A 26,324-nucleotide genomic window follows, 5' to 3' on the forward strand; every position below is an offset into this window, starting at 1 on the left:
GACTCCCTGGCCCGCCCGCGGCCCCGCCGGATCCCGCCCGGCGGGCGGAACCGCGGGCGGAGCCGCGCCCGCCGGTCGCGGAGGTGCCACCAGAGGCTGCCGCCCCGGCCACGGCCCGGCGGTCGGAGCTCCGGCTTCCCGTCCTGGTGGCAGCGCCTGTCGCCGCTTCGGCCCCGCCGCCGCTTCGGCGTCGGCGGCCGGATCGGCTGCCGGGCTTGGTTCCGGTCTTCCGGTCCGGGCGGGACGCCGTCGGTGTCGTGGGCCGGGGGATCTCGATGGTGACGGGCACGCCGGACGGCTCGCGGGCGCCGGTGACGGTGGTCAGTTCCGCGTCGCTCGACGTGATGCGGGCCGTCCGGGGGCGGATGCCCGCGTCCGACATGAGCCGGGTGATGTCCCGTTTCTGGGTGGGCAGGACCAGTGTGACCACGCTGCCGGAGCCGCCGGCGCGCGCGGTGCGGCCGCCCCGGTGGAGGTAGTCCTTGTGGTCGGTGGGGGGATCGACGTTCACGACGAGGTCGAGGTCGTCGATGTGGATGCCCCGGGCCGCGACGTTCGTCGCCACCAGGGCGGTGACCTGGCCGTTCTTGAACTGTTCCAGGGTGCGGTTCCGCTGCGGCTGGGTGCGGCCCCCGTGCAGTGCCGCCGCGCGGACACCGACGGCCAGGAGCCGCTTGGCGAGCCGGTCGGCGGACCTCTTGGTGTCGAGGAAGAGGATGACCCGGCCGTCACGGGCGGCGATGCGCGTGGTGACGGCCTTCTTGTCGGTCTCGTCCTGGACGTGGAGCACGTGGTGCTCCATGGTGGTCACCGCTCCCGCGGACGGGTCCACGGAGTGCACCACGGGGTCGGTCAGGAACCGCTGCACCAGGCGGTCGATGTTGCGGTCCAGGGTGGCCGAGAAGAGCATGCGCTGTCCGTCGGGCCGCACTTGCTGGATCAGCTTGGTGATCTGCGGCAGGAAGCCCATGTCGGTCATCTGGTCGGCTTCGTCCAGCACCGTGATGCGTACGCCGCCGAGTACGCAGTCCCCGCGTTCCACGAGGTCGTTGAGCCTGCCGGGAGTCGCCACGACGACCTCCGCGCCGCGCCGGAGCGCACCGGCCTGCTTGGTGATGGACAGCCCGCCGACCACGGTGGTCAGCCGGAGGTTCACCGCCGTCGCGTAGGGGGTCAGTGCGTCCGTCACCTGCTGGGCGAGTTCACGGGTGGGCACCAGCACCAGGGCGAGGGGTGCCTTGGGCTCCGCACGCAGTCCGGCTGTGCGGGCCAGGAGCGCCAGCCCGAACGCGAGGGTCTTGCCGGAGCCGGTGCGCCCCCGTCCCAGCAGGTCACGGCCGGCGATCGAGTTGGGCAGGGTGGCGGCCTGGATGGGGAAGGGGGTGGTCACGCCCTGCGCGGCGAGGGTCTTCAGCAGCGCCTCGGGCATGTCCAGACCGGCGAAGTCCTCGACGGCGGGAAGTGCGGGTGTCGTGTTCTCCGGCAGCCGGAACTCTCTTGGCGACGAGGCGGACGGTGGGGGTGACGAGGCGCGCCGGTTCGGCTTCTGGGGTCTGCGGGGCATGCGGGACATGCGGGTGTCTGCCTTCCTGAAAACAGCACAAACCGGGGTCCGCACCATGACGGTGCGGACCCCGGTGAGTGGATACGCGTCCGGCGATCAGGCGGGGACGATGTTCTCCGCCTGCGGGCCCTTCTGGCCCTGCGTGACGTCGAAGGAGACCCGCTGGCCCTCCTGGAGCTCACGGAAGCCCTGGGTCGCGATGTTCGAGTAGTGGGCGAAGACGTCCGGTCCGCCGCCGTCCTGCTGGATGAAGCCGAAACCCTTTTCGGCGTTGAACCACTTCACGGTTCCCTGTGCCATGTCCTTCTCCTTCTGTAGGCAGAGGCCCCATCCGGAGATGCCGGAAAACAAATAATGCGCCCGAAGGAGAAGCATTCCCGTCAGGCGCACATAGGTTCATGGGTACCACAACTGCAACTTGGGGGATCGTAGCACAGATCGGCGGAGCGGGGCGGATCATCGAGGCGCGCGGTGGCGCGGTACGGGGCTTGGACCTGCGCGGCCCCGGTCCGGATCGGGTGATCCCGGGCCGGGGCCGGATGCGTTCGTCGGTCTGCCGGTCAGTCGGTCAGTCGGTCAGTCGAACGCGGCGGCGAACATGCCGGGCTCGTAGGAGCCTCCCTTCTGGTGCGTGATCACGGCGAGCCGGTTGGCCGCGTTGATCAGGGCGACCAGGCAGACCAGCGCGGCGGTCTGGTCGTCGTCGTAGTGCTTGCGCACCTGGGCCCAGGTCTCGTCGGACACGCCCTGGTGGGCGTCGGCGAGCCGGGTGCCCTCTTCGGCGAGTGCCAGCGCGGCCCGCTCGGCCTCGGTGAACACGGTGGACTCCCGCCAGGCGGCGACCAGGTGGAGGCGGACCGCGGTCTCCCCGGCGGCCGCGGCCTCCTTGGTGTGCATGTCGATGCAGTGACCGCAGCCGTTGATCTGGCTGGCGCGCAACGACACCAGCTCCTGCGTGGACTTCGGCAGCGACGACTGGTGGACCACCAGGCCGGCGCCTGCGAACCGCTTGGCGAACTTGGCGGCGATCTCGTTGCCGAACAGGTCGAATCGTGTGTCCATGGTTTTCTTCGTCCTCCCCTTGTGGTGGTGCGCTGGACGAACACGAGATGCCGGTGGCCCGCTCCCTGTGACGCAGTGGCCGTGTGATGTACACCACGTCTCGCAGGTGTCACAAAGTCGCGAGGCCCGGCGTCTTGTGCGCGTGGGATCGGTGGGAGCGGACAGGCGGGAGCAACCGGTGAAGAGCGAGCACAGCGAGCGCGGCGGGCGCATGGACCGGGCCACCGAGGCGTTCGTCGCCCATCGCAACCTGCTGTTCACCGTCGCCTACGAGATGCTCGGCTCGGCCGCCGACGCGGAGGACGTGCTGCAGGAGACCTGGCTGCGGTGGGCGGGTGTCGAGCTCGGCACGGTGCGGGACCAGCGTGCGTACCTGGTTCGGATCACCACGCGCCAGGCACTGAGCCGGCTGCGTACGCTCGGCCGCCGCCGGGAGTCCTACTTCGGCCCCTGGCTGCCCGCGCCGCTGCTGACCACCCCGGACGTGGCCGAGGACGTCGAGCTGGCCGACAGCGTCTCGATGGCGATGCTGCTGGTGCTGGAGACGCTCATGCCGACCGAGCGGGCGGTGTTCGTGCTGCGCGAGGTGTTCGACCTCGGGTACGACGAGATCGCCGAGGCCGTCGACAAGAGCCCGGCCGCGGTCCGCCAGATCGCGCACCGGGCACGGGCCCACGTCGCGGCGCGCCGGCCGCGCGGGGTCGTCTCCCCGGCCGAGACCCGGAACGCGCTCGACGCGTTCCAGCGGGCGGTCGAGACGGGCGACCTGCAGAGCCTGCTCGACATCCTCGCGCCGGATGTCGTCCTCCTGGGTGACGGTGGCGGGGTCAAGCAGGCCGTCCCTCGGCCCGTCGTGGGGGCCGACAAGGTGGCCCGTCTGTTGGTCGGCGGGCTGGGCAAGGTCGCCGCCGCGGTGTCGCTGCGGCCGGCACAGGTCAATGGCCACCCGGCGCTGGTGGTCCGGCTCGACGGCGCGCTCGACACCGTCGTGGCGGTGCGCATCGACGACGGCCTCATCACCGGGCTCTACGCCGTGCGCAACCCCGAGAAGCTGTCGCACATGCGGCGGGAGACCGTCCTGCGCCGCTGAGCCCGGGGCCCCTGGAAACGGAGGTGCTCTCGGCCGATCGGTGCGTCATCCGTGAGCCGCGTCGGCGCGAGGGCGTCCGGTTCCGGCTCCCCACGGCCTCGGCCGGTCCGAACGGTAGGGTCGTCCGTCATGGATGCGGGGGCGGGAAACGGGATGGTCGCTGTTCCAGCGGGGCGGGTGACGCTGTCGGACCGGCGGACGCAGCGCAGTTGGGTGGTCGAGGTCGCGGCGTTCCGGATGTCGGCGGTCCCGGTCACGCAGTCGTCGTACGCGGAGGTCACCGGCCGGTGGCCGAGTGCCGCCCGAGGGGACCGGCTGCCCGTCGAGGGTGTGTCCTGGTGGGACGCGGTGCGGTTCTGCAACGCCCTTTCCCTGCGTGAGGGGCTGACGCCCGCCTATCCCCGGTGCGACGAGGACGGCGGGGCGGTCGAGTGGGACGCCTCCGCCGACGGGTACCGGCTGCCGACCGAGGCCGAGTGGGAGTACGCGTGCCGGGCCGGCACCACCGGCCCGCGCCACGGCCCGCTCGACGAGATCGCCTGGTACCGGGACAACTCCGGTGAGCGCATCCACCCGGTGGGCGGCAAACGGCCCAACGCCTGGGGCCTGTACGACATGCTCGGCAACGTCTGGGACTGGTGCTGGGACTTCTACGACCCCGACGTGTACGGCACCTACCGGGTGCTGCGCGGAGGCGGATGGTCCGACGAGCACTGGAGCTGCCGCGCCTCGGTACGGCGCCGCAGCCATCCGACCTTCCGCATCGACGACGTGGGATTCCGCCTCGCGCGCTCCGCATGACCGCGGCCGGGAGCCGAACCGGGCCGAGACTGCCAGGGCCGAGACCGTCAAGCCGAGACCGGCGGACCTCTCCGACGGTGAAAGCACCTGCGGTGGCTGTGGCACGCCCCACCGGGTCCCGGTCGTCGGCTTTTCACCGGGGATCGGCCAGAGCGCGTCCTTCCCCCGGTGCGGTTCGTGCCTGGTGCCCAGGTGCGGGGGTGGCGGCGCAGTGCTCCGATGGGATGTAGGGGTGAACCCGGACCTCCGGGGATGCATGACCGGCCGGTCCGGGAGCCCTCAGAGCTGCGGAGGACCGGTGCGGGCGGACCCGGGGCGCGCGGCTTGGCGGCCGGCGAAAGGGGTGTCCGGGATGAGCGCGGAGATGGTTTTCGGGGCTGTCCACAGCCGGGCGGGGCAGGCGGGGGACGTCTCCTCCGCTCCGGGCGGGTTGCTGGACGTGCTGGGTGTCGCGGCCGTCGTCCTCGACGCGGACGGGCGGATCGTGCTGTGGAGCCCGCAGGCCGAGGTCCTGTTCGGCTACACCGCCCAGGAGGCGCTGGGCCAGTACGCGGCCCGGCTGCTGCTCGAGGAGAAGCACCTGGAGCAGGTGCTCGAACTGTTCGCCCGGGTCATGGCGAGCGGCGAGAGCTGGGCCGGCGGTTTCCCCATTCGGTGCAAGGACGGCCACACCCGGGTGGTGGAGTTCCGCAACATGCGGCTGGAGGATGTCCGGGGGGGCCTGTACGCCCTGGGCATCGCCACCGACCAGGCCACCCTGCGGGAGGTGGAGCGGGGGCTGGCGCTGTCGGTGCGCCTGATCGAGCAGTCCCCGATCGGGCTGGCCGTTCTGGACACCGACCTGCGGTTCGTGACCGTCAATCCGACGTTGGAGCGGATCAACGGCCTGCCTGCCGCCGACCACATCGGCCAGCGCCCCCGCGAGGTCCTGCCGCACCTGAACACCGATGTCGAGGCCGCGATCCGCCAGGTGCTGGAGACCGGAGTGCCGCAGCTGGACCAGCCCGCCGTCGGCCGCACCGCGGCCGACCCCGGCCGCGAGCGTGCCTGGTCGGTCTCCCGCTACCGGCTGGAGGACCCCGGCGGGCGGGTGCTGGGGGTGGCCGCCTCGATCGTGGACGTCACCGAGCGGCGCCGGGCGGAGAACGAGGCGGCCCGGGCCCGGCGGCGCCTGACGCTCATCGCCGACGCCTCCCTGCGCATCGGGACCACGCTCGACCTCGAGCAGACCGCCCGCGAGCTGGCCGAGGTGTGCGTGCCGGACGTCGCCGACGTGGCCGAGGTGGACGTGCTCGACAGCGTCCTGCAGGGCCACGCGGCGGAGACCCACGAAGGGCCCGCGCTGTTCTGCTCCCTCGCCGTGACCGCGGCCTGCCCGCTCGCTGCCCGCGCCGCCGACTCGCCCGGCGAACTCGCCGTCTACGACACCGACCGCCTGGCCGCCCAGTGCGTGAACCTCCGCCGCCCGCTCCGGGTGCCCCGCGTGGACCGCCGCGACCTGCCGCGCATCGCCCGCTGCCCCCAGGCGGTCGAGCTTCTGGCCCGCGCCGGGCTCCACTCCTACCTGGCCGTGCCGCTGACCGCCCGCGGCGAGATCCTCGGGGTCCTCGGCCTCAAGCGCACCCGCACCCCCGAACCGTTCACCCACGACGACGAAGTCCTGGCCGGCGAGCTGGCCGCCCGCGCCGCCCTGTCCATCGACAACGCCCGCTGGTACCGCAGCCAGCGGCACGCGGCCCTCGCCCTCCAGCGCCACCTGCTCCCCCAGCACCCGCCGCACCTGGTGGGCCTGGAGGTCGCCAGCCGCTACCAGCCCGCCGCGGCCGCCGTCGAGGTCGGCGGCGACTGGTTCGACGCCATCCCCCTGGCCGGCGACAGGACCGCCCTCGTGGTCGGCGACGTCATGGGCAGCGGCATCAACGCCGCCGCCACCATGGGCCAGTTGCGCACCGCCACCCGTGCCTTCGCCGACCTCGACCTCGCTCCCGCGGAGGTCCTCGAACGCCTCGACCACACCACCACCCGCCTGGAGGAGGCCATCACCACCTGCGCCTACGCCGTCTACGACCCGCACCGCGCGCAGTGCCGCATCTCTCTCGCCGGCCACCTGCCCCCCGCCCTGGTCCGCCCCGGCCGCGCCCCCCGACTGCTCGACCTGCCCACCGGCACACCCCTCGGGGTCGGCGGCGTCCCGTTCCGGACCGCCGCCTTCGACCTGGACCCCGGTGACCAGCTGGTCCTCTACACCGACGGCCTGGTCGAGACCCGCGACCAGCCCATCGACCAGCGGCTGAACACCCTCCTCGGCCTCCTCGACGACCCGGAGCGCCCCCTGGAGGAGACCTGCGACCGGCTCCTGCACGCCCTGCGCCACCCCGACGACCACGACGACGTCGCCCTGCTCATCGCCCGCGCCCGGCCCACCCCCGGCCACCAGGCCTCCCGGCCCTGAACGAACCGCTGAGCGGTGTACACGCGGGTCCGCTCGCGGGTGGTTTCGTGAGCGGGAACGTGAACATCGCCCCGGCATCCCGTGGCGGGACATGCGTACGGCCACCGCCGCGGCGGAACCTGCGGCGGTGGCCGTACGTCGTGCGTCGTACGTCACGCGTCGTGCGTCACGCGGGCCGGCCGTGCGTCACTGTGCCGGGGCCAGTTCCGCTCGGCCGAACAACAGGGCGTAGCCCGGCGGGAGTTGGCCCAGGATGCGAGTCAGCAGATCCTGGTCCAGCAGGTCGGCCAGGACGCTGAGGACCGAGCTGACGTCCCAGCGGGCCGTGGCCGGGGTGGAGCCGTCGATACGGGCTGCCGCCGCGTCGACGAACTCCGGGGCCGTCAGGGGACGGGTGACCGGGATCTGGGAGGCGATCACCTCGGCCGCTTCCCGGGGGAGGGCGCGGGCCAGGTCCACGCGCTCGTCGCCGGTGACGTGGCCGCCGAGGGCCGACAGGACGATGCGGATGACGCGTTCCGCCTCCGCTCTCGTCGTGTACTGGCCGGCTTCCTGCACCTGCTCGGTCAGTTCCCTCCATTTCCTCTGGTCGGCCGCTTCGTTGCGGGTGCTCGTGTTCCGCGTTGTGGTCTCGCCTCGTACCGTAGGCGTGATCATCCTGCGGTCCTCCTCCGCGTGGGTCGTGGGTCCGTCCGGATACCTCGTCATACGACGTCACACGTCGTCGTACGTCGTCACACGTCATCGCGCCCCGTGGGCGGGGTACCGGGCCCACGGGACGCGTTCGGCAGGCCGCTTCAGCCGCTGAGCTGCCTGCGGTCGCTGCTTCCGGTGATCTGGATCTTGCGTGGCTTGGCCTGTTCGGCGACCGGGATGCGCAGGGTGAGGACGCCGGCCTCGTAGGAGGCGTCGATGCGGTCCGTGTCGAGGTTCTCGCCGAGGAAGAGCTGACGGGAGAAGATACCCGTGGGCCGTTCGGCGACGATCATTTCGGCACCCTCGGGGGCCGGGGACCTGCGTTCGGCGTGGATGTTGAGGACGTTCCGCTCGACGTCGAGGTCGATGGTCTCCGGGTCGACCCCCGGGAGGTCGAAGTGGACGATGAAGTCGTCTCCCGCGCGGTAGGCGTCCATCGCCATCGCACCCGGGCGGGTGGGGCCGAAGACCTGCTGTGCCAGGCGGTCGAGTTCACGGAACGGATCGGAGCGCATGAGCATCACAGCTCACCCCTTTCATGTGCCGCTGCTGTGCCATGCCCTACTACTTCTTCTATAACCCGGAGGATGAAAATTGACAAGCCTCGGCTCAAGTTTCGGCTCGGATCCGGACGCGGGACGTCCGGAAAACCGACGGCCCAGCCCGTTCCCGGGCTGGGCCGTCGCGTGTGCGGTCCGGACCGGAGCCGTCAGCCGAACATGCCCGGCTCGTAGTCGCCCCCCGGCTGCTGGACGATGACGTTCAGGCGGTTGAAGGCGTTGATCAGGGCGATGAGGGAGACCAGGGCGGCCAGTTGGTCCTCGTCGTAGTGCTTGGCGGCGCTGGACCAGGCCTCGTCGCTCACTCCGCCGGCGGCGTCGGCGATGCGGGTGCCCTGCTCGGCCAGTTCGAGGGCGGCGCGCTCGGCCTCGGTGAAGACCCTGGCCTCGCGCCAGGTCGCGACCAGGTTGAGGCGCACGGCCGTCTCGCCGGCGTGGGCGGCCTCCTTGGTGTGCATGTCGGTGCAGAAGGCGCAGCCGTTGATCTGGCTGGCGCGGATCTTCACCAGTTCCTGCGTCGACATCGGGAGTCCCGAGTCCAACAGGGGTTTGTGCGCGGAGACGAGGTGGTGGAGGAACTTGGCCGCGACGGCGTTGTCGCGCAGGTTGAGACGGGCTTCCAGGGGTTCCATCTTCGGCTCCTTCGAGCGGGTCCTGCTGCTTCCGTTCGTGCTTGCACCTGTACGACGGAGCCGGGCCGGCGGATGTGACAGGCCCGCGGAACCCAGGCGTGTGATCTGCGTCTCACCAGCAGCTCCTCAATGCCGGGTGCCGGGTGCCGTACCTGTGTGCCGGACGGCCCACGGCCGCGGGGCTCTTGGGCCCTGGCAGCAAGGTGTTGCCTGAGCGACCCTGGGGCGGAGGCAAGAACGTTCAGGTTGAGGAGGCATGGTGCCCGGTCTGGTGGTCGTGGGTGTGGACGGGTCGGCGTCGAGTCTCGCCGCGGTGGAGGCGGCGGCTCGGGAGGCGCGGTTGCGCGGAGCCGGGCTGCGGGTGGTGCACGCGTTCCTGTGGCCCCTGATGCGTGTGCCCTTGGGGCCGTCGCCGCTGGGTCCGCCGGAGGGCGGGCTCCGGAACATGGCCGACCAGCTGGTGGCCGAGGCGGTGGAGCGGGCGCGGGCCGTGGCACCGGAGGTGGATGTCTCCCATGCCGTGGTGACGGGCGAACCGTTGACCGTGCTGGAGGCGCAGTCGCGCGCCGCGGAGCTGGTGGTGGTCGGGTCCCGGGGGATGGGCGGGTTCGTCGGGCTGCTGGTGGGCTCGACGGCGGTCCACCTGGCGGCGCACGGCCGGTGCCCGGTGCTGGTGGTGCGCGGGCAGCCGGCGGCCGACGGTCCGATCGTGCTGGGTGTGGACGGCTCGGCCGCGGGCGAGGAGGCGGTGGACTTCGCCTTCGCCGAGGCCGAGCTGAGGAAGGCGCCGTTGGTGGCGCTGCACGCCTGGACGACGTGGAACGCCTCCCTGCCCGCGCCGCAGGACGCGTCGGCGCCGTACGCGAACCCGCCCGGCGCGCTCGCCGATGAGGAGGAGCGTCTGTCGGCCGAGGCGCTCGCCGGCCACCAGGAGCGGTACCCGGGCGTGCAGGTGGAGCACAAGGTGGTGCGGGGCGGGACCCGTGAGGCCTTGATCGAGGCGAGCCGGTCCGCCCAGCTGATGGTGGTCGGCGCCCGGGGTCGCGGCGGTTTCGCCGGGCTGCTGCTCGGCTCGGTCAGCCAGGCCGTGCTGCACCACTCCCACTGCCCCGTCGTCGTGGCCCGCGGCAAGGAGTGACCCTGCCCTGACCGTCGCCGATCGGCGCGGCCTCTCCCAGGCCCCCTTCTCCCGCGTCCCCCTCTCTCAGGTCCGCGTCGCCCGGAACGCCTTCCGGTACGCCCTCGGGCTCGTCCCCACCCCCCTGCGGAAGCGCACCCTGCGGAAGCGCTCGCGGAACACCGTCGGGGAGCCGAAGCCGGCCTGGGCGGCGATGCGCTCCACCGGGTACGGCGTCGTCTCCAGCAGGTGCTGGGCGCGCCGTACCCGCGCCCGGTGCAGCCAGTTCGGTACCGGCTCGAGGGTGGCGCCGGCGGGGCCGGGGCAGGCCGTGGACGATGAACCGGGCCTGGCCGCCCTCCCGTTCCAGCGGCATGACCGGCATGCGGGCCGCGTGGGCGGCGGCCGCCGAGCCGTGGTCCCCGCGGATCATGTGCGGGCACATGTCCACCGCCCCCGCCGTCACCCGCCGGGCCACCGTTCAGCTCGCGATGCTCACCGGCGTGTTCAATCGCTCTGGGCCACGGTGACCGTCCTGGTGACCGTCAGGCCGGGCTCGACGACGGGGGCGTGACGTCGCCGGGCCGGCCCTTGGTGCCCTCGGTCGCCGTCCTCGCCTTCTGCGCCACCTGCGACAGCGGTTCGGCGATGTCCTCCAGGGAGCGCTGCTCGGCGTTGACCGCCAGGAAGGCGGCGACCAGGCCCGCCGCGCACATCAGACCCGCGCCGATCTGGAAGGCGAGGACCGTGTCGCCGACCTGGCCGGTGTTCGTGAGGTCGGCGAAGACCAGCGGACCGCTGATGCCGCCGGCCGCGGTGCCGAGGGCGTAGAAGAAGGCGATGGACATCGCCCGGGTCTCCATGGGGAAGACCTCGGAGACGGTCAGGTAGGCGCTGGAGGCGCCGGCCGAGGCGAAGAACAGCACCGCGCACCAGCAGGCCGTCAGCGTGCCGGCGCTCAGCGCGCCCCGGCCGAACAGCCAGGCCGTGCCGAACAGCAGCAGGCCGGACAGCAGGTAGGTGGAGGAGATCATCACCCGGCGGCCGACCGTGTCGAAGAGGTGGCCCAGCAGCAGCGGGCCCAGGAAGTTGCCGGCCGCGATAACGGCGAAGTAGTAGCCGGTGTGGTCGGCGGGGATGCTGAAGAACCTGACCAGGATCGCGCCGAAGCCGAAGGTGATGGCGTTGTAGAGGAAGGCCTGGCCGATGAAGAGGGAGAAGCCGAGGGTCGCGCGCCTGCGGTAGCGGGCGAAGACCGTGTGGGCGATCTCGGCGAAGCTCACGCTGCCGCGCTGGTGGATGGTGATCTCGCCGTGCGGCTCGGGGAGCGGTTCGCCCTTCTCGTGCTCGACCCGGCGTTCGATGCCGGTGACGATGTCCTCCGCCTCGCGGTCCCTGCCGTGGATCAGCAGCCAGCGCGGGCTCTCCGGGACGTGACGGCGTACGAGGAGGATCACCAGGGCGAGGACCGCGCCGAGCGCGAACGTCACGCGCCAGCCCACGTCGGCGGCCAGGATGCCGGTGTTCAGGGCGAGGATCGACAGCAGGGAGCCGCCGACCGCGCCCAGCCAGAAGCTGCCGTTGATGATCAGGTCGATGCGGCCGCGGTGCTTCGCGGGGATCAGCTCGTCGATCGCGGAGTTGATGGCCGCGTACTCGCCGCCGATGCCGAAGCCGGTCAGGAAGCGGCAGAGGAAGAACCACCAGGCCTCGAAGGAGACCGCGGTCAGGGCGGTGGCCGCGAGATACACCGCGAGGGTGATCAGGAAGAGTTTCTTGCGGCCGTAGTGGTCGGTCATACGGCCCCAGAACAGGGCGCCGCCGCAGGCGCCCGCCACATACAGGGCCGCCGCGACGCCCGTGACCTGGCCGGAGCTGATCGCGAGGCCGCTGCCGGGCTCCGACAGACGGCTGGCGATGTTGCCGACGACCGTGACCTCCAGGCCGTCCAGGATCCACACGGTGCCCAGACCGAGGACGATCGACCAGTGCCAGCGCGACCAGGGGAGGCGGTCGAGCCTGGCGGGGATGTCGGTGGTCACGGTACGGCCGGTCCCGGCCTCTGCGGTGGTCATGGGCTCCCTCCACGTCGGGCGAACCCCCTCCGTGTTCCCCCCGGAGCCACGGGATCACGCGCGGCCCGCTACGCCCCCAGCGCCCGCGACACCGTGAAGATCACCAGGCCTGCCAGGGAGCCCACCACCGTGCCGTTGATGCGGATGAACTGCAGGTCGCGGCCGATATTGGCCTCGATCTTGCGGGTGGTGTGCCCGGCGTCCCAGCCGGCGATCGTGTCGGTGATCAGGGAGGTGATCTCCTTGCGGTACGTCGTCACCACGTACACCGCCACGCCCTCGAGCCAGCCGTCGACCTTGCCCTGGGCCTTGGGGTCCTCGGCCATCCGGGCGCCCAGGGACAGCAGCGAGGCCCGCACCCGCAGGCGCAGCTCGCTGTGCTCGTCCTCCGCCGCGGAAACGATCATGGATCGTACGGCGCCCCAGGCGGAGGCGATCAGGTCCTGGACCTCGCCGCGGCCCAGCACCTCGCCCTTGAGCCGCTCCACACGCGCGCGTGTGTCGGTGTCGGACTGCAGGTCGGAGGCGAAGTCGGTGAGGAAGCGGTCCAGGGCTCCGCGCGCGGGGTGAGTGGGCATGTCCCGCATCTCGGTGACGAACCGCAGCAGCTCCTTGTAGACCCGCTCGCCGACCTTCCTGTCGACGAACCTCGGGGTCCAGCCGGGCGCGCCGCCCTGTACGGCGCCCATCACGGAGTCGCCGTGCAGCACCAGCCAGTCGTGCGCGCGGGTGACGACCAGGTCGACGACCCGTTTGTGGCCGCCGTCGGCGACGACCTTCTCCAGCAGCTTGCCGATGCCGGGCGCGATCTCCTGCATGTTGGCTCTGCGGGTGATCGCCTCGCCGACCACGGCCTGCACGTCGGAGTCGCGCAGGACGGTCAGGGCGCCGCGCAGCGCGGTGGCCAGTTCCGCCGTCACCCGGTCGGCGTGTTCCGGCCGGGCGAGCCAGGCACCCAGCCGGCTGCCGATGCCGACGGCGCGCAGCCGCTGGCGTACGACGTCCTCGGAGAGGAAGTTCTCGCCGACGAACTCACCGAGTGAGACGCCGAGCTGGTCCTTCTTGTTCGGGATGATCGCGGTGTGCGGGATGGGCAGGCCGAGCGGGTGGCGGAAGAGGGCGGTGACCGCGAACCAGTCGGCGAGCGCGCCCACCATGCCGGCCTCGGCGGCGGCCGCCACGTAGGCCGTCCAGGCTCCGGCGCCCGCGTGCTCGGCCCACGTGGCGAGGACGTACACCACCGCGACGAACAGCAGGAGCCCGGTGGCGGTCAGTTTCATACGGCGGACCCCGCGGGCCCGCTCCTCGTCGGCGGGGCTGAACACGCTCATCGAGCGGCGGGAGACGGCTTCCATCGTTTCCGGGCCGGCCTGTGTCGTCTGTTCCATCCACTCCACCCGTTCGGTGATCCCGCACACAATTGTCCCTTCCTGACCGACTCCCGGAACGGAACGAGAGTTCCCGGCGTCTGTCGGGAGGGGGTCGTCGGCAGGGTCCCGTCCACTCTTCCCGAGCCCATGAAGGATCATGTGCTCGTCGGGTCGGAGCCTCGGGCTCCCCCGGCGGAGGAACCCCAGGAACCCGAGGAGAACACCGCCCGCATGACCAAGCGTCACGGCTGTGCCCTGCTGACCGCGATCGTCGCACTGATCGTCGCCGTGTCCGCCGCCGTATACGCCGGAGCCACCCACGACACCCGCCGCCCCGCCGACTCCCTCGCCCCGGGCCGCGCCCCGGGCAACTCCGCCGCCCCCGTCTCCACCGGCACCTGGGTCGGCGCCTGGGCCACCTCCCCGGCCGCCGCGGAACCCGGTACGGAGATCCACGGCATGGCGGGCCGCTCGGTGCGCAACGTCGTGCACGCGAGCGTCGCGGGTACGAGTGCCCGGATCACACTGTCCAACCTCTACGGCCAGTCGCCGCTGCACCTCACCCACGCCTCGATCGCGGTCGCCGCCGGTGACGGCGGCGCGGCCGCCGCGGCGGGCACCATGCGGCGGCTCACCTTCTCCGGCGCCACCTCGGTCGTGGTGCCACCCGGCGGGCAGGTGATGAGCGACGCGGTGCGCATCGCCGTGCCGCGCGGGAGCGACGTGCTGGTGACCACGTACTCCCCCACTCCGTCGGGCCCGGTCACCTACCACCCGCACGCACGGCAGATCTCCTACGTCGCCGCCGGGGACCGCACCGAGGACGTGACCGGGGCGCCGTACACCGAGCGGACGACGGTCTGGCGCTATCTGACCGCGCTGGATGTGCTCAGCGACGAGGCCGAGGGGACGGTCGTCGTTTTCGGGGACTCGCTCACCGACGGCATCACCTCGACCGTCGGCGCCAACCGGCGCTGGACCGACGTGCTGTCCGGGCGGCTGCGGGCCGCGGCCGTCGAGGGGCGGGACGACGTGCCGCGCTACAGCGTCGTGAACGAGGGCATCAGCGGCAACCAGGTACTGGCGAGCGGACTGGGGCGGCCCGCGGACAATCCGAGCGGGGTGAGCCGGTTCGAGCGGGATGTGCTGGAACGGACCGGGGTCGAGGTCGTGGTGATCGACCTCGGGGTCAACGACATCCTGCGCAACCCGCACCTCGCCGACCCGGAGAAGATCACCGAGGGGCTGCGGGCGCTGGTGGGGCAGGCTCACGCGCGGGGACTGAAGGTCGTGGGGGCGACGCTGATGCCGTTCGAGGGGCATCGGTGGTACACGGCGGCGCGGGAGGCGGTACGGCAGCAGGTCAACGCCGAGATCCGGGGCGGGCGGGTGTTCGACGCCGTCGTCGACTTCGACCGGGCGCTGCGGGACCCGTACGCGCCGCGGCGGCTGCGGCCCGTCTACGACTCCGGGGACCACCTGCACCCCAGTGACCAGGGGTACCGGAAGATGGCGGAGGTGTTCGACCTCCGGGAGCTGAAGGGGGCTGCGCCGGCGCAGCTGTGACGTGCGCCGGCGCCCGCGACTACGACAGCTCTCGGCGCCTGGCCTTGCGTTCCAGCTTTTCCTGGCGGCGTTGTTCCTTCAGGCGGCGGCGTTCCGCCTCCGTGACCTTGCGTCGGATTCCCACACCGCCCCAGAAGGCCACGCCCGTCACGATCACGCGGGGCGCGCCCGGTTCGGCCGGGGCGCCGTCCTCCTGGTGGTCGAAGCCGCCCATGATGCCGACACCGCGCACCACGACCTCGACGCCGGGCGGCACGGTCACGTCCACGCCGCCCATGATCGCCACGCAGTTGATCTCGACCTCGCGGTCGGCGAAGTTCGCCTCGCGCAGGTCGATGTTGCCGCCGCCCCAGAAGGCGAAGCAGTTGAACCGCTTGGGCACGGTCCAGCCGCCCTTGCGTTCGAAGCCGCCCATGACGGCGACGGCCCACGACGAGGTTCCCTCCCCGCCGACCACCCGGCCCGCCCAACCACCGCCCCGCTCCGGCTGCTTGACCATGTTCACGGCCGGGGCGCTCACCCCGGGCACGGGCAGGTCCCGGGTGAGCGGCGCGAGTTCGCCGTACGTACGCGCCTTGTACGCCGCCTCCAGCCGCTCCTCGAACTCCGTCATGTCGAGACGGCCCTCCGCCAGGGCGTCCCTCAGGTGTTCGGCGACTCGTTCACGATCGGCGTCGGAAGCGCGAAGCTCCGGGAGGTCCTCCGTCATGGGCAGCAGCCTACGAGACCGCTTTCTCGGCGTACATCCTCCCGATGACCGCCTCGATGTCCGGCTCCCGTACCGACAGGTCGACCAGCGGGTACTCGGCCGCGATCCGGGCCACCAGCGCGGCCGCCGACTCGCCCGCCGGGAAGGCCAGCCACTGCCGAGGCCCCTCGACCCGCACCACACGCGCCGACGGCAGCTCGATCGGCGGCAGCTCCCGCTCCAGGTCCACCACCAAGGTGCGCTCGCTCTCCCCCGCCTCGTGCAGGCCGGCGAGCGGACCGTCGTACACCAGGCGCCCGTGGTCGATGACCATCACCCGTGAGCACAGCTGCTCGATGTCCTGCAGGTCGTGCGTGGTCAGCAGCACCGTCGTACCGCGCTCGGCGTTCAGATCCCGCAGGAACCCGCGGACCTTGGCCTTGCTGACGACGTCCAGGCCGATGGTCGGCTCGTCGAGGTAGAGGACCTCCGGGTCGTGCAGCAGGGCCGCCGCGATGTCCCCGCGCATCCGCTGGCCGAGAGACAGCTGCCGTACGGGGACGTCCAGCAGGGCGCCCAGTTCGAGGAGTTCCACGCAGCGGTCGAGGTTGGCGCGGTAACGGGCGTCGGGGATGCGGTACATGCGGTGCATCAGCCGGTAGGAGTCGATCAGCGGCAGGTCCCACCACAGGGTCGTACGCTGCCCGAACACCACCCCGATGCGCTGCGCGAGCCGGGTCCGCTCACGGGAGGGGTCGATGCCGGCGACCCGCAGCCGGCCGCCGCTGGGTGTCAGGATGCCCGTGAGCATCTTGATCGTCGTCGACTTGCCCGCGCCGTTCGGGCCGATGTAGCCGACCATCTCGCCGCGCGCCACGCCGAACGAGATCCCGTCGACCGCCCGCACCTGCCGCCGCTCACGTCGCAGGAAGCCGGTCTTCCTGCGCACCTCGAAGACCTTCTCCACCCGGTCGACCTCGATGAAACCGCCACCCGCGCCGTCCATGCCGCCCACGCCGTCCGTGCCGCCCGCACCGTCCACCGCCATGTGCCGTACGCCCCTTCAGTTGCCCGTACTCCGATACGACCGCAACCCCACCCGCCACGCCGCCCCCGCCAGCGCACAGCACACCACCGCGACCAGCGGCGGCGTGAACGCCGTCCACCGGGGCAGGTCGAGCGGATACGGCCGCCCGAGCACGTACAGCGCGGGCAGCCAGTTGACGAAGGCCAGCGGCAGGATGAACGTCACCCCGCGCACCAGTTCCTTCCCGAACACCGTCGGCGGGTACTGCAGCAGCGTGGTCCCGCCGTAGGTGAAGGCGTTCTGCACCTCCGAGGCGTCCTGCGCCCAGAACTGGAAGGCCGCCCCCGCCACGAACACCGCGCAGAAGATCCCGCAGCCGCTGACCACCGTCACCGGCATCAGCAGCAGCTTCAGCGGCGTCCAGTCGACGTCGAGCCGCGTCAGCGCCCAGCCCAGCACCAGCGACCCCTGTATCACCCGGCCCAGCCGGCGCAGCGCGAACCGGTCGGCGGCCACCTGGGCGAGCACCGGCGCGGGCCGCACCAGCAGGATGTCGAGGGTGCCGTCGCGCACCCGCCGCCCCAGCCGGTCCATCGAACCGATCGCCAGGTCGGCCAGACCGAAGGCGGCGTTGGACAACCCGTACAGCAGGGCGATCTCGGGCAGCGGATAGCCGCCGAGCGCGTCCACGCGGGAGAACATCAGCAGGATCGCCACGAAGTCCAGCCCGCTCGACACGAAGTTCCCGAACGTGGTCATGACGAAGGAGGCGCGGTAGGCCATCGTGGAGCGGATCCACATGCCGGCGATCAGCCGGTAGGCCCGCAGCCCGTCCAGCAGCCGACTGCCCGCCGCAGGTCCGGCGAGCCCGGCCTGCCCGGAGAGCCCCGCCTGCCCGGAGAGCCCCGCCTGCCCGGAGAGCCCCGCCTGCCCGGAGAACTCCGCCTGCTCGGAGAGCTCAGCCACCCTGCACCACCACCCGCCGCGTCGCCGCCAGCTGCACCAGCCGGCCGGCCGCCAGCAGCGCCACCGCCCACGTCCCCTGGAAGGCGTACGTGCCCAGCGGGTCCGCGTGCCCCAGCAGGACGTCGGCGGGGGCCTGGAGCAGCGAGGACCACGGCAGCACCCGGACCACCTCGCCGAGCGCGCCCGGGAAGACGTTCAGCGGCAGCAGCATCCCCGAGCAGAAGAACCCGGCCAGCCGGGCCATCTGCAGCACGCCCGTACCGTCCATCAGCCAGAACGCGCTCAGCGCCACCAGGAACCGGATCCCGAAGCCCACCAGCATCGCCAGCACCACCGTGCCCAGGAACGCCACCCAGGCCAGCGGATCCACCGGCAGGGACACCGGGAAGAACAGCGCCCCGAACACGAACGGCACCACCCCGCGCCCCACCAGCTGGAACAGCGCCCGGCCCACGTCGGCCGCCAGCCACCACAGCTGCAGGTCCACCGGCCGGTACAGGTCGATCGCGACATCACCCGTACGGATGCGTTCCATCAGCTCTTCCTCGACGCCGCCCCCGCCGATCGCCAACGCCGCCAGGAACGCCTGCCCCAGCCACACGTACGTCACCGCCTGCGCCGGGTCGTAGCCCCCCAGGTGCGGCCGGGCGTCCCACAGCGCCAGGTACGTGTACACGAGGATCAGTCCGAACACGGTGTTCGTGAACACCCCGGCCACCGTCGCCGTCCGGTACGTCGCGTACCGTCGGAATCCCCCCGCCGCGACGGCCGCGTACAACCGCCCAGCGCCCACGTCCACCCGCCTTCCAGACCCACGACAACGAAAGCGCGCGAGCCTATTACGCCCGGGACGTGATGTGCCACGCATTTTCCGGCCCGGACAAATGTGCTTGACCGGGAACGGAACGTCTGGTGCGAGAGTCTTCATCTGGGGGCGCGAAGCGCGCATGAGGGCGTACGGGAACGTACGACGCGAAACAGGAGTCCACACGCGAGATGAGCCACGAGCCGAAGCCGCAACCGCAGCCGCAGCCGGACCAGCCACCGGCGGCGCCCGAGGCGGAGGGCGAGAAGGCCGGCCGGCCCCGGCGCACCGGATGGCGCCGGGCCGTCCCGACCTGGCGCATGGTGCTCGGCGGCTTCCTCACCGTCGCCCTGCTGGGCATCGGAGCGTTCTTCCTCGGCTACTCCCTGGTGAAGATCCCGCCCGCCAACGCCCTGGCCGTCAAGCAGGCCAACGTCTACCTGTACGCCGACGGCACCGAGATCGCCCGCGACGGCGAGGTCAACCGGGAGAACGTCGGCCTCGCCCAGATCTCCAAGGACGCCCAGCACGCCGTACTCGCCGCCGAGGACCGCGACTTCTACACCGAGTCCGCCGTCGACCCCCAGGCCATGCTGCGCGCCGCCTGGAACACCGCCACCGGCAAGGGCCGGCAGTCCGGCTCCACGATCACCCAGCAGTACGTGAAGAACTACTACCTGGGCCAGGAACAGACCGTCACCCGCAAGGTGAAGGAGTTCTTCATCGCGATCAAGCTGGACCGCAGCCAGCCCAAGGACAAGATCCTCGAGGGCTACCTCAACACCAGCTACTTCGGCCGCAACGCCTACGGCATCCAGGCCGCCGCCCAGGCCTACTACGGTGTCAAGGCCCAGGACCTCGACCCGGCCCGCGCCGCCTACCTGGCCGCACTGGTCAACGCCCCCAGCCAGTACGACGTCGTCGCCCACCCGGAGAACAGGCCCGCCGCGACGGCCCGCTGGAACTACGTCCTGGACGGCATGGTCACCAAGGGCTGGCTCAGCCCCGCGGAGCGGGCCGGCATGAAGTTCCCCATGCCGAAGGAGGCCATCGCCCCCGTCGGCATGGCCGGACAGCGCGGCTACATCGTCCGCGCGGTCAAGGACTACCTGGCCAAGAACGAGATCCTCGACGAGGACCAGCTCGCCACGGGCGGCTACCGCATCACCACGACCCTGCGGAAGAACAAGCAGGACGCCCTCGTCAAGGCGGTCGACGACCAGCTGATGAGCAAGCTCGACAAGAAGAACCGCGAGGTCGACACCTACGTCCGGGCCGGCGGCGCCGCGATCGACCCCAGAACCGGCGAACTCGTCGCCATGTACGGCGGCATCGACTACGTGAAGCAGTACACCAACAACGCCACCCGCCGGGACTTCCAGGTCGGCTCCATCTTCAAGCCGTTCGTGTTCACCGCCGCCGTCCAGAACGTCTCCCAGACCCGCGACGGCCGCCTGATCACCCCGAACACCTACTACGACGGCACCAACAAGCGCCCCGTCGAGGGCTGGAGCGGCTACTACGCCCCCGAGAACGAGGACCAGCACTCCTACGGCCACATCACCGTCCGCGAGGCCACCGACAAGTCCGTCAACGCGGTGTACGCCCAGCTGGCCGTGGACGTCGGCAGCGAGAAGGTCAAGGACACCGCCGTCGCCCTCGGCGTACCGGCCGACACCCCGTCCCTGACCGCCACCCCGTCCATCGCGCTCGGAGTGGCCAACGCCAGCGTCCTGGACATGGCCCAGGCCTACGCCACGCTCGCCAACCACGGCAAGCACGGCCCGTACACAATGATCAAGAAGATCACCAGGAACGGCACCGACACCGTCGAGCTGCCCCGGCGCACCGAGTCCCAGCAGATCGGCCGCCAGGCCGCCGACACCACCACCGCGATCCTGCGGAGCGTCGTCGAGAACGGCACCGCCACCGCCGCCCAGGCCGCAGGCCGCCCGGCCGCCGGCAAGACCGGCACCGCCGAGGAGGACAAGGCCGCCTGGTTCGCCGGCTACACCCCCGACCTCGCCACCGTCGTGTCCGTCATGGGCCAGGACCCGGTCACCGCCCACCACAAGCCGCTCTACGGCGCCCTGGGTCTGGCCCGCGTCAACGGCGGCGGGCCGCCCGCCCAGATCTGGGCCCAGTTCACCAGGGACGCCCTGAAGAACAAGCCGGTCACCGACTTCGACCTCCAGCTCCAGCCGGGCGCCGACCGGATCGAGGAGCCGCCCTCCGCCCCCACCGAGACCCCGGACACCGACAGCGAGGACGACGGCGGCGACGACGACGGCACGGACACCGGCGACCAGGACACCCAGGGGCAGGGCCAGGACCAGGGGCAGACCGGGGGTCAGACCACGGACGGCACCACCGGCGACACCACGGAAGGCACCACCGGCGACACCGGCGGCACCCCGCCCACCGGCGACACCGGCTCGGACACCGGGGGCACCCCGCCCGGCGACAGCGGCACCGGAGGCACACCCGGCTGGAACAGCGGCGGCCAGGGCAGCGGCGGGGGCACGTCGGCCGGCACCTCCGGCGACGGCGGCACGACGGCCGACCTGTTCAGTGGCCGGACGTCATCTTGAGCCCCACCACCGCCACCAGCAGCAGACACACGAAGAAGATCCGGGCGGCGGTCGCCGGCTCCCCCAGCACCACCATGCCGACCACCGCCGCACCGCCCGCTCCGATGCCCACCCACACGCCGTAGGCGGTACCGATGGGCAGGGAACGGGCGGCGTACGACAGCAGGACCATGCTCGCGACGATCCCGGCACCGGTGAGCACACTGGGCACGAGCCGGGTGAACCCGTCGGTGTACTTCAACCCGATCGCCCAGCCCACCTCCAGCAGACCGGCGACGACGAGCAGAACCCAGGCCATGACGAGCACCTCCGAGACGACGTACGGACGGAAAGAGGGGTGCGTCGTCTTTGCCTACATCCCGGTACGACGCGTCTCGTCGGGCTGCGGCACGAGGCTAGCAAAGGAACAGAAACGGCAAAGGGGCTGGTGACAAGGGTCACCAGCCCCTTGGGGGCTACTTCTACAGGTACAGGCCGGTGGAGTCCTCCGACCCCTCGAACCGGTCCGCGGCCACCGCGTGCAGATCACGCTCGCGCATGAGCACGTACCCGACTCCGCGCACCTCCACCTCGGCACGGTCCTCCGGGTCGAACAGCACACGGTCCCCCGGTTCCACGGTCCGCACGTTCTGCCCGACCGCCACGACCTCCGCCCAGGCCAGCCGGCGTCCCACCGCCGCCGTCGCGGGAATCAGGATGCCGCCGCCCGAACGCCGCTCGCCCTCGCTCGTGTCCTGCCGGACGAGCACCCGGTCGTGCAGCATCCGGATGGGCAGCTTGTCGTGGTGGCTGCTGTGCTCATTTCTCTTGGCGCTCACGTCTGAAAACCTACCTGCCCCCGCCGCGTCCGCACGCGGTGGGTCGCCGAGCGGCTCAGCCCCGGCGCCTGCGGGCACCCAGAGCGAGCAGCCCGACCAGCCCGACGGCGACCAGCGCGACCGGCACGACCCGCTCCAGACGCGGGGCGCCCTGCTCGTCCACGAACTGCGCCCGCACATCGCTCACGACCCGGTTGACCTGCACGTAGGCCCGTCCGAGCGTGTGGTCGACATGGGAGGCGACCTTGGCCTTGGCGTCCCCGACGATGGTCTTCGGGTGCACCCGCATCCCGATCTCGTCGAGCGTCTCGGCCAGCGCCTCGCGGCGGCGCCTGATGTCCGCCTCGATCTCAGCCGGGGTTCTGGTGTCCGCGGTGTCCGCCACCGTACCGCCTCCGAAGTCCACTGATGCCTGTTCGGCACAGTCTGTCAGCTCTCGCTCCGACCGCGCCGTCGGCACCCCCGGTTACCCTCGGAGCGACACGGTATTGGCACGTACGAGGAGACGACCTTCCATGACCGAGCGACTCCAGCCCGGAGACGTCGCCCCCGCCTTCACCCTCCCCGACGCCGACGGCAAGGAGGTGTCGCTGGCCGACTACGCGGGCCGCAAGGTCATCGTCTACTTCTACCCGGCCGCCCTCACCCCCGGCTGCACCAAGCAGGCCTGCGACTTCACCGACAACCTGGACCTGCTGGCGGACGCCGGCTACGACGTGATCGGCATCTCCCCCGACAAGCCGGAGAAGCTGGCCAAGTTCCGCGAGAAGGAGTCCCTGAAGGTCACACTCCTGGCCGACCCCGACAAGAAGGTCCTGGAGTCCTACGGCGCCTACGGCGAGAAGAAGCTCTACGGCAAGACGGTCGTCGGCGTCATCCGCTCCACGATCGTCGTCGACGGAGAGGGCAAGGTCGAACGCGCCCTCTACAACGTGAAGGCGACCGGCCACGTGGCCAAGATCATCAGGGATCTGGGGATCTGAGGAGGAGCTGCTACCGCTTGAGCCGCTCTGCCCCTACTGTCACGTAATCACCAGCACCTGATGCAGGGGAGGCAGAAGGGGGCAGGCGGCTCCCGGTACGATGGCAGGCGGCTAGCGGCGGTGGCGCAATGGCGACGCGGCAGACTTAGGATCTGTGGCCCTTGATCGGGCTTGAGGGTTCGAATCCCTTCCGCCGCACACGAACGGCCTGCGAATCGAAGGATCGATACGCAGGCCGCTTCTATGCGCTCAGCCCAACAACTCCCGTACCACCGGCACCAGTGCCCGGAACGCCTTGCCGCGGTGGCTGATCGCGTTCTTCTCGTCGGGGGTCAGTTCCGCGCAGGTGCGGGTCTCGCCGTCCGGCTGGAGGATCGGGTCGTAGCCGAAGCCGTTCGTGCCCGCGGGGGTGTGGCGGAGGGTGCCTCGGAGTTGGCCCTCGACCACCCGTTCCGTGCCGTCCGGCAGGGCGAGGGCCGCCGCGCAGGCGAAGTGGGCCGCCCGGTGTTCCTCGGTGATGTCCGACAGTTGGGCCAGGAGCAGGTCCAGGTTGGCCTGGTCGTCGCCGTGGTGGCCGGACCAGCGGGCGGAGAAGATGCCGGGGGCGCCGCCGAGGACGTCGACGCAGAGGCCGGAGTCGTCGGCGATGGCGGGGAGGCCGGTGGCCCGGGCGAGGGTGTGGGCCTTCAGGAGGGCGTTCTCGGCGAACGTGACGCCGGTTTCCTTGACGTCGGGGATCTCCGGGTAGGCGTCGGTGCCGACCAGCTCGTGGGGCAGGCCGGCGTCGGCGAGGATCGCCCGGAGTTCGGTGATCTTTCCGGCGTTGCGGGTGGCGAGGATCAGGCGGGTCATGTTTCGGCTCGCTCCTTCACTCCGCCAGGGCCGTCTGCTGGAGGGTCGTGAGTTCGGTGCAGCCGGCGACGGCGAGGTCGAGGAGGGCGTTCAGTTCGTCGCGGGCGAAGGGCTCGGCCTCTGCCGTGCCCTGGACCTCGACGAAGCGGCCGTCGCCGGTGCAGACGACGTTCATGTCGGTGTCGGCGCGTACGTCTTCCTCGTAGCAGAGGTCCAGGAGGGGGACGCCGCCGACGATGCCGACCGATACCGCGCTGACCGTGCCCGTGAGCGGCTGGCGGCCGGGCCTGATCAGCTTCTTGGACTGGGCCCAGGTCACGGCGTCGGCCAGGGCGACGTACGCGCCGGTGATGGCCGCGGTGCGGGTGCCGCCGTCGGCCTGGAGGACGTCGCAGTCCAGGACGATGGTGTTCTCCCCGAGGGCCTTGTAGTCGACGACCGAGCGCAGGGAGCGGCCGATGAGGCGGGAGATCTCGTGGGTGCGGCCGCCGATCCTGCCCTTGACGGATTCGCGGTCGCCGCGGGTGTTGGTGGCGCGGGGGAGCATGGCGTACTCGGCGGTGACCCAGCCTTCGCCGCCGCCCTTGCGCCAGCGCGGGACGCCTTCGGTGACGGAGGCGGTGCAGAGGACCTTGGTGTCGCCGAAGGAGACGAGGACGGAGCCCTCGGCGTGTTTGCTCCAGCCGCGTTCGATGGTGACCGGGCGGAGTTGTTCGGGGGTGCGGCCGTCGATTCGAGACATGGCGTCGAGCCTAGTCCCCCTGGGGAAGGGGCTTCTTCCGCGGTGGGAAGTGCCCCTTCCGGGCGACTGACGGTGGGGGCTCACATCATGTCTTCGATTTCCGCCGCGATGGGGTCGGCGTCGGTTCCGATGACGACCTGGATGGCGGTGCCCATCTTGACGACGCCGTGGGCGCCGGCGGCCTTGAGGGCGGTCTCGTCGACCAGTGAGGGGTCGTTGACCTCGGTGCGGAGGCGGGTGATGCAGCCTTCGACTTCTTCGATGTTGTCGAGGCCGCCGAGCCCGGCGACGATTTTCTCAGCCTTGGTGGCCATGATCCTTCTCCCTGGTCGGTACCGAACCGTCTGTGGACTGGTCTACACCACGCCGGAGGCGGGGGCCAAACACCGGGAACCGGGGGTGCTTCGCCGGGTCCGGGGGAAGGCGGGACCGTTGGCGGGTTCCTCGCGTCGGCTCCGTCGTGCTACAACAGGTCTACACCACTGAGTGGTGTAGACCACAAAGCCGCCTTCTTCTTTCCTTCTTGTTCGTCCGGGCGGCGCCGCGCCACTGGAGGGACCTGTGACCACAGCCAACGCCGCTCCCGCGGCCGAGAAGAAGAAGGGCGCCGGCGTGATGGCTGCGCTGCAGCGCATCGGCCGCAGTCTCATGCTGCCGGTGGCGGTACTGCCCGCCGCCGCCCTTCTGGTGCGCTTCGGCCACGAGGACATGCTGGGACATCCGTCCCTCCCCGCGTTCTTCACCAGGATCGCGGGTTTCATGGCGGCCGGCGGCAACGCGATCCTCGACAACATGGCGCTGCTGTTCGCCGTGGGCATCGCGATCGGCTTCGCGAAGAAGTCCGACGGCTCCACCGCCCTCGCGGCGGTCGTGGGCTATCTGGTCTTCAAGAACGTGCTGGCCACGTTCACGGACAAGAGCCTGCCGAAGGTGGCCCAGGCCGTCGACGGCAAGGTCGTCATGATGGACGAGCCGGTGGACGCCGGGGTCCTCGGCGGCGTGGTGATGGGCCTCGTGGTCGCCCTGCTGTACCAGCGCTTCCACCGCACCAGGCTGCCGGACTGGGCGGGCTTCTTCGGCGGCCGCCGTCTGGTGCCGATCCTCTCCTCCTTCGCGGGCCTGGTCATCGGCATCGTCTTCGGCTACATCTGGCCGGTGCTCGGCATGGTCCTGCACAACTTCAGTGAGTGGCTGGTCGGTTCGGGCGCCGTCGGCGCCGGCATCTTCGGTGTCGCCAACCGTGCGCTGATCCCGGTCGGCATGCACCACCTGCTGAACTCGTTCCCGTGGTTGCAGGCGGGCGAGTACCAGGGCAAGAACGGCGACATCGCCCGCTTCCTGGCCGGCGACCCGACGGCGGGCCAGTTCATGACCGGCTTCTTCCCGATCATGATGTTCGGTCTGCCGGCGGCGTGCCTGGCCATAGTGCACTGCGCCCGTCCGGAGCGCCGCAAGGTGGTCGGCGGCATGATGTTCTCGGTCGCGCTGACGTCGTTCGTCACGGGTGTGACCGAGCCGATCGAGTTCACGTTCATGTTCATCGCGCCGGTGCTGTACGCCGTCCACGCGGTGCTCACCGGTGTCTCGATGGCGCTGACCTGGGCGCTGGGCATGAAGGACGGCTTCGGCTTCTCGGCGGGCGCGATCGACTTCGGACTGAACCTGGGCATCGCGAGCAACCCGTGGGGCCTGTTCCTGGTGGGTCTGTGCTTCGCCGCGGTCTACTACGCGGTCTTCCGCTTCGCGATCACCAGGTTCAATCTGCCCACGCCGGGGCGTGAGTCGGACGAGGAGCTCGCCGAGCTGCAGAAGGCCGAGGCCAAGTAGGCCCCGGCAGCACCCGCGAGACGGCCCCGGAGCGGAGAAG

26 protein-coding genes, 1 tRNA gene, 1 pseudogene and 1 riboswitch are annotated in these 26,324 nt (G+C 71.3%); of the genes and pseudogenes, 9 read left to right on the forward strand and 19 right to left on the reverse strand.

Going from position 1 to position 26,324, the window contains the following annotated elements; translation table 11 throughout:
- The 3 genes from DEP02_RS06625 to DEP02_RS06635 all read right to left on the reverse strand — a co-directional run.
- Nucleotides 1-1,564, reverse strand: a 1,564-nt coding sequence (locus DEP02_RS06625) for a DEAD/DEAH box helicase (protein WP_112466435.1), incomplete at its 3' end; no start/stop codon positions are given.
- A gap of 96 nt (nt 1,565-1,660) precedes the next feature.
- Entirely contained in the window at nt 1,661-1,864 is a 204-nt protein-coding gene (locus DEP02_RS06630; RefSeq protein WP_023544341.1) for a cold-shock protein, read from the reverse strand.
- 276 nt (nt 1,865-2,140) lie between these two features.
- A complete protein-coding gene (locus DEP02_RS06635; protein WP_112466404.1) occupies nt 2,141-2,626 on the reverse strand; it encodes a carboxymuconolactone decarboxylase family protein in 486 nt (161 codons plus the stop codon).
- 211 nt (nt 2,627-2,837) lie between these two features.
- Between DEP02_RS06635 and DEP02_RS06640 the strand changes: the two genes are divergently transcribed.
- The 3 genes from DEP02_RS06640 (at nt 2,838) to DEP02_RS06650 (ending at nt 6,969) form a co-directional block, all read left to right on the forward strand.
- Nucleotides 2,838-3,716 (forward strand): RNA polymerase sigma-70 factor, encoded by an 879-nt coding sequence (locus DEP02_RS06640; RefSeq protein WP_112466436.1) that lies wholly within the window; start codon nt 2,838-2,840, stop codon nt 3,714-3,716.
- A 129-nt stretch (nt 3,717-3,845) separates the two neighbouring features.
- Nucleotides 3,846-4,517, forward strand: a complete 672-nt coding sequence (locus DEP02_RS06645; RefSeq protein WP_112466405.1) for a formylglycine-generating enzyme family protein — start codon at nt 3,846-3,848, stop codon at nt 4,515-4,517.
- Between the two features lie 352 nt (nt 4,518-4,869).
- Nucleotides 4,870-6,969, forward strand: a complete 2,100-nt coding sequence (locus tag DEP02_RS06650) for a SpoIIE family protein phosphatase (protein ID WP_438947732.1) — start codon at nt 4,870-4,872, stop codon at nt 6,967-6,969.
- A gap of 186 nt (nt 6,970-7,155) precedes the next feature.
- On the opposite strand, the gene DEP02_RS06655 is transcribed toward DEP02_RS06650, so the two are convergent.
- The 3 genes from DEP02_RS06655 to DEP02_RS06665 all read right to left on the reverse strand — a co-directional run bounded on the left by DEP02_RS06655 (nt 7,156) and on the right by DEP02_RS06665 (nt 8,848).
- The gene (locus tag DEP02_RS06655; protein WP_112466437.1) at nt 7,156-7,626 is read right to left on the reverse strand and encodes a DUF2267 domain-containing protein; all 471 of its coding nucleotides are present in this window, start codon (nt 7,624-7,626) and stop codon (nt 7,156-7,158) included.
- A gap of 140 nt (nt 7,627-7,766) precedes the next feature.
- Nucleotides 7,767-8,186 (reverse strand): Hsp20/alpha crystallin family protein, encoded by a 420-nt coding sequence (locus DEP02_RS06660; RefSeq protein WP_112466438.1) that lies wholly within the window; start codon nt 8,184-8,186, stop codon nt 7,767-7,769.
- Nucleotides 8,187-8,374: 188 nt separating this feature from the next.
- Entirely contained in the window at nt 8,375-8,848 is a 474-nt protein-coding gene (locus tag DEP02_RS06665) for a carboxymuconolactone decarboxylase family protein (protein ID WP_112466439.1), read from the reverse strand.
- Between the two features lie 265 nt (nt 8,849-9,113).
- Here DEP02_RS06665 and DEP02_RS06670 point away from each other — a divergent pair, with 265 nt between their 5' ends.
- Nucleotides 9,114-9,995: a universal stress protein gene (locus DEP02_RS06670; RefSeq protein WP_438947733.1), complete on the forward strand. Its 882-nt coding sequence runs from the start codon at nt 9,114-9,116 to the stop codon at nt 9,993-9,995.
- 66 nt (nt 9,996-10,061) lie between these two features.
- On the opposite strand, the pseudogene DEP02_RS06675 reads toward DEP02_RS06670, so the two are convergent.
- From DEP02_RS06675 to DEP02_RS06685, 3 genes and pseudogenes are all read right to left on the reverse strand, one after another.
- A pseudogene (locus DEP02_RS06675) lies at nt 10,062-10,416 on the reverse strand (helix-turn-helix domain-containing protein); the annotation flags it as partial.
- 103 nt (nt 10,417-10,519) lie between these two features.
- Nucleotides 10,520-12,049: an MFS transporter gene (locus DEP02_RS06680; protein ID WP_112466407.1), complete on the reverse strand. Its 1,530-nt coding sequence runs from the start codon at nt 12,047-12,049 to the stop codon at nt 10,520-10,522.
- A 68-nt stretch (nt 12,050-12,117) separates the two neighbouring features.
- Nucleotides 12,118-13,437 carry a DUF445 domain-containing protein gene (locus DEP02_RS06685; RefSeq protein WP_198668320.1) on the reverse strand — a complete coding sequence of 440 codons (1,320 nt, stop codon included), beginning with the start codon at nt 13,435-13,437 and terminating at the stop codon, nt 12,118-12,120.
- A gap of 213 nt (nt 13,438-13,650) precedes the next feature.
- Here DEP02_RS06685 and DEP02_RS06690 point away from each other — a divergent pair, with 213 nt between their 5' ends.
- The gene (locus DEP02_RS06690; protein WP_112466442.1) at nt 13,651-14,985 is read left to right on the forward strand and encodes an SGNH/GDSL hydrolase family protein; all 1,335 of its coding nucleotides are present in this window, start codon (nt 13,651-13,653) and stop codon (nt 14,983-14,985) included.
- Between the two features lie 19 nt (nt 14,986-15,004).
- Here DEP02_RS06690 and DEP02_RS06695 read toward each other — a convergent pair whose 3' ends face one another.
- The 4 genes from DEP02_RS06695 to DEP02_RS06710 all read right to left on the reverse strand — a co-directional run bounded on the left by DEP02_RS06695 (nt 15,005) and on the right by DEP02_RS06710 (nt 18,459).
- Nucleotides 15,005-15,694 carry a DUF1707 SHOCT-like domain-containing protein gene (locus DEP02_RS06695; protein WP_112466408.1) on the reverse strand — a complete coding sequence of 230 codons (690 nt, stop codon included), beginning with the start codon at nt 15,692-15,694 and terminating at the stop codon, nt 15,005-15,007.
- A 10-nt stretch (nt 15,695-15,704) separates the two neighbouring features.
- Nucleotides 15,705-16,721 (reverse strand): ABC transporter ATP-binding protein, encoded by a 1,017-nt coding sequence (locus DEP02_RS06700; protein ID WP_112466409.1) that lies wholly within the window; start codon nt 16,719-16,721, stop codon nt 15,705-15,707.
- A gap of 15 nt (nt 16,722-16,736) precedes the next feature.
- Nucleotides 16,737-17,540 (reverse strand): ABC transporter permease, encoded by an 804-nt coding sequence (locus tag DEP02_RS06705; protein WP_232838988.1) that lies wholly within the window; start codon nt 17,538-17,540, stop codon nt 16,737-16,739.
- Between the two features lie 118 nt (nt 17,541-17,658).
- Complete coding sequence (locus tag DEP02_RS06710) at nt 17,659-18,459, reverse strand: ABC transporter permease (protein WP_198668321.1); 801 nt, start codon at nt 18,457-18,459, stop codon at nt 17,659-17,661.
- A gap of 203 nt (nt 18,460-18,662) precedes the next feature.
- On the opposite strand from DEP02_RS06710, the gene DEP02_RS06715 reads away from it, so the two are divergent.
- On the forward strand, nt 18,663-21,062 hold the full coding sequence (locus DEP02_RS06715; RefSeq protein ID WP_112466411.1) for a transglycosylase domain-containing protein: 2,400 nt from the start codon (nt 18,663-18,665) through the stop codon (nt 21,060-21,062).
- On the opposite strand, the gene sugE is transcribed toward DEP02_RS06715, so the two are convergent.
- The 3 genes from sugE to DEP02_RS06730 form a co-directional block, all read right to left on the reverse strand.
- Nucleotides 21,040-21,360, reverse strand: a complete 321-nt coding sequence (gene sugE, locus DEP02_RS06720; protein ID WP_112466412.1) for a quaternary ammonium compound efflux SMR transporter SugE — start codon at nt 21,358-21,360, stop codon at nt 21,040-21,042. The two genes, DEP02_RS06715 and sugE, sit on opposite strands and share 23 nt — an antisense overlap.
- A gap of 38 nt (nt 21,361-21,398) precedes the next feature.
- A riboswitch (guanidine-III (ykkC-III) riboswitch) is annotated at nt 21,399-21,463 on the reverse strand.
- Nucleotides 21,464-21,523: 60 nt separating this feature from the next.
- Nucleotides 21,524-21,880: a GroES family chaperonin gene (locus DEP02_RS06725; RefSeq protein WP_112466413.1), complete on the reverse strand. Its 357-nt coding sequence runs from the start codon at nt 21,878-21,880 to the stop codon at nt 21,524-21,526.
- Between the two features lie 55 nt (nt 21,881-21,935).
- Entirely contained in the window at nt 21,936-22,265 is a 330-nt protein-coding gene (locus tag DEP02_RS06730; protein ID WP_112466444.1) for a DUF3618 domain-containing protein, read from the reverse strand.
- A gap of 130 nt (nt 22,266-22,395) precedes the next feature.
- On the opposite strand from DEP02_RS06730, the gene bcp reads away from it, so the two are divergent.
- Nucleotides 22,396-22,863 carry a thioredoxin-dependent thiol peroxidase gene (gene bcp, locus DEP02_RS06735; protein WP_112466414.1) on the forward strand — a complete coding sequence of 156 codons (468 nt, stop codon included), beginning with the start codon at nt 22,396-22,398 and terminating at the stop codon, nt 22,861-22,863.
- Between the two features lie 114 nt (nt 22,864-22,977).
- Nucleotides 22,978-23,061: transfer RNA gene (locus DEP02_RS06740), tRNA-Leu, on the forward strand.
- A 51-nt stretch (nt 23,062-23,112) separates the two neighbouring features.
- On the opposite strand, the gene rdgB is transcribed toward DEP02_RS06740, so the two are convergent.
- From rdgB to DEP02_RS06755, 3 genes are all read right to left on the reverse strand, one after another.
- Nucleotides 23,113-23,715 carry an RdgB/HAM1 family non-canonical purine NTP pyrophosphatase gene (gene rdgB / locus DEP02_RS06745; RefSeq protein WP_112466415.1) on the reverse strand — a complete coding sequence of 201 codons (603 nt, stop codon included), beginning with the start codon at nt 23,713-23,715 and terminating at the stop codon, nt 23,113-23,115.
- Between the two features lie 16 nt (nt 23,716-23,731).
- On the reverse strand, nt 23,732-24,457 hold the full coding sequence (gene rph / locus DEP02_RS06750; protein WP_112466416.1) for a ribonuclease PH: 726 nt from the start codon (nt 24,455-24,457) through the stop codon (nt 23,732-23,734).
- 80 nt (nt 24,458-24,537) lie between these two features.
- Nucleotides 24,538-24,771, reverse strand: a complete 234-nt coding sequence (locus DEP02_RS06755; RefSeq protein ID WP_112466417.1) for a PTS sugar transporter subunit IIB — start codon at nt 24,769-24,771, stop codon at nt 24,538-24,540.
- 247 nt (nt 24,772-25,018) lie between these two features.
- On the opposite strand from DEP02_RS06755, the gene DEP02_RS06760 reads away from it, so the two are divergent.
- Nucleotides 25,019-26,284, forward strand: coding sequence for a PTS transporter subunit EIIC (locus tag DEP02_RS06760; RefSeq protein ID WP_112466418.1), 1,266 nt, complete (start codon nt 25,019-25,021; stop codon nt 26,282-26,284).
- The last annotated feature ends 40 nt before the right edge of the window (nt 26,285-26,324 follow it).

Origin of the sequence: Streptomyces triticisoli, from assembly GCF_003270085.1 — a bacterium.
Taxonomy (GTDB): domain Bacteria; phylum Actinomycetota; class Actinomycetes; order Streptomycetales; family Streptomycetaceae; genus Streptomyces; species Streptomyces triticisoli.

What these genes read in the sequence shown, in the direction of transcription:
- DEP02_RS06630 (WP_023544341.1), bottom strand. Translation starts at nt 1,864, where the DNA reads ATGGCACAGGGAACCGTGAAGTGGTTCAACGCCGAAAAGGGTTTCGGC.
- DEP02_RS06635 (WP_112466404.1), bottom strand. Translation starts at nt 2,626, where the DNA reads ATGGACACACGATTCGACCTGTTCGGCAACGAGATCGCCGCCAAGTTC.
- DEP02_RS06640 (WP_112466436.1), top strand. Translation starts at nt 2,838, where the DNA reads ATGGACCGGGCCACCGAGGCGTTCGTCGCCCATCGCAACCTGCTGTTC.
- DEP02_RS06645 (WP_112466405.1), top strand. Translation starts at nt 3,846, where the DNA reads ATGGATGCGGGGGCGGGAAACGGGATGGTCGCTGTTCCAGCGGGGCGG.
- DEP02_RS06650 (WP_438947732.1), top strand. Translation starts at nt 4,870, where the DNA reads ATGAGCGCGGAGATGGTTTTCGGGGCTGTCCACAGCCGGGCGGGGCAG.
- DEP02_RS06655 (WP_112466437.1), bottom strand. Translation starts at nt 7,626, where the DNA reads ATGATCACGCCTACGGTACGAGGCGAGACCACAACGCGGAACACGAGC.
- DEP02_RS06660 (WP_112466438.1), bottom strand. Translation starts at nt 8,186, where the DNA reads ATGCTCATGCGCTCCGATCCGTTCCGTGAACTCGACCGCCTGGCACAG.
- DEP02_RS06670 (WP_438947733.1), top strand. Translation starts at nt 9,114, where the DNA reads ATGGTGCCCGGTCTGGTGGTCGTGGGTGTGGACGGGTCGGCGTCGAGT.
- DEP02_RS06680 (WP_112466407.1), bottom strand. Translation starts at nt 12,049, where the DNA reads ATGACCACCGCAGAGGCCGGGACCGGCCGTACCGTGACCACCGACATC.
- DEP02_RS06685 (WP_198668320.1), bottom strand. Translation starts at nt 13,437, where the DNA reads ATGGAACAGACGACACAGGCCGGCCCGGAAACGATGGAAGCCGTCTCC.
- DEP02_RS06690 (WP_112466442.1), top strand. Translation starts at nt 13,651, where the DNA reads ATGACCAAGCGTCACGGCTGTGCCCTGCTGACCGCGATCGTCGCACTG.
- DEP02_RS06695 (WP_112466408.1), bottom strand. Translation starts at nt 15,694, where the DNA reads ATGACGGAGGACCTCCCGGAGCTTCGCGCTTCCGACGCCGATCGTGAA.
- DEP02_RS06700 (WP_112466409.1), bottom strand. Translation starts at nt 16,721, where the DNA reads ATGGCGGTGGACGGTGCGGGCGGCACGGACGGCGTGGGCGGCATGGAC.
- DEP02_RS06715 (WP_112466411.1), top strand. Translation starts at nt 18,663, where the DNA reads ATGAGCCACGAGCCGAAGCCGCAACCGCAGCCGCAGCCGGACCAGCCA.
- sugE (WP_112466412.1), bottom strand. Translation starts at nt 21,360, where the DNA reads ATGGCCTGGGTTCTGCTCGTCGTCGCCGGTCTGCTGGAGGTGGGCTGG.
- bcp (WP_112466414.1), top strand. Translation starts at nt 22,396, where the DNA reads ATGACCGAGCGACTCCAGCCCGGAGACGTCGCCCCCGCCTTCACCCTC.
- rdgB (WP_112466415.1), bottom strand. Translation starts at nt 23,715, where the DNA reads ATGACCCGCCTGATCCTCGCCACCCGCAACGCCGGAAAGATCACCGAA.
- rph (WP_112466416.1), bottom strand. Translation starts at nt 24,457, where the DNA reads ATGTCTCGAATCGACGGCCGCACCCCCGAACAACTCCGCCCGGTCACC.
- DEP02_RS06755 (WP_112466417.1), bottom strand. Translation starts at nt 24,771, where the DNA reads ATGGCCACCAAGGCTGAGAAAATCGTCGCCGGGCTCGGCGGCCTCGAC.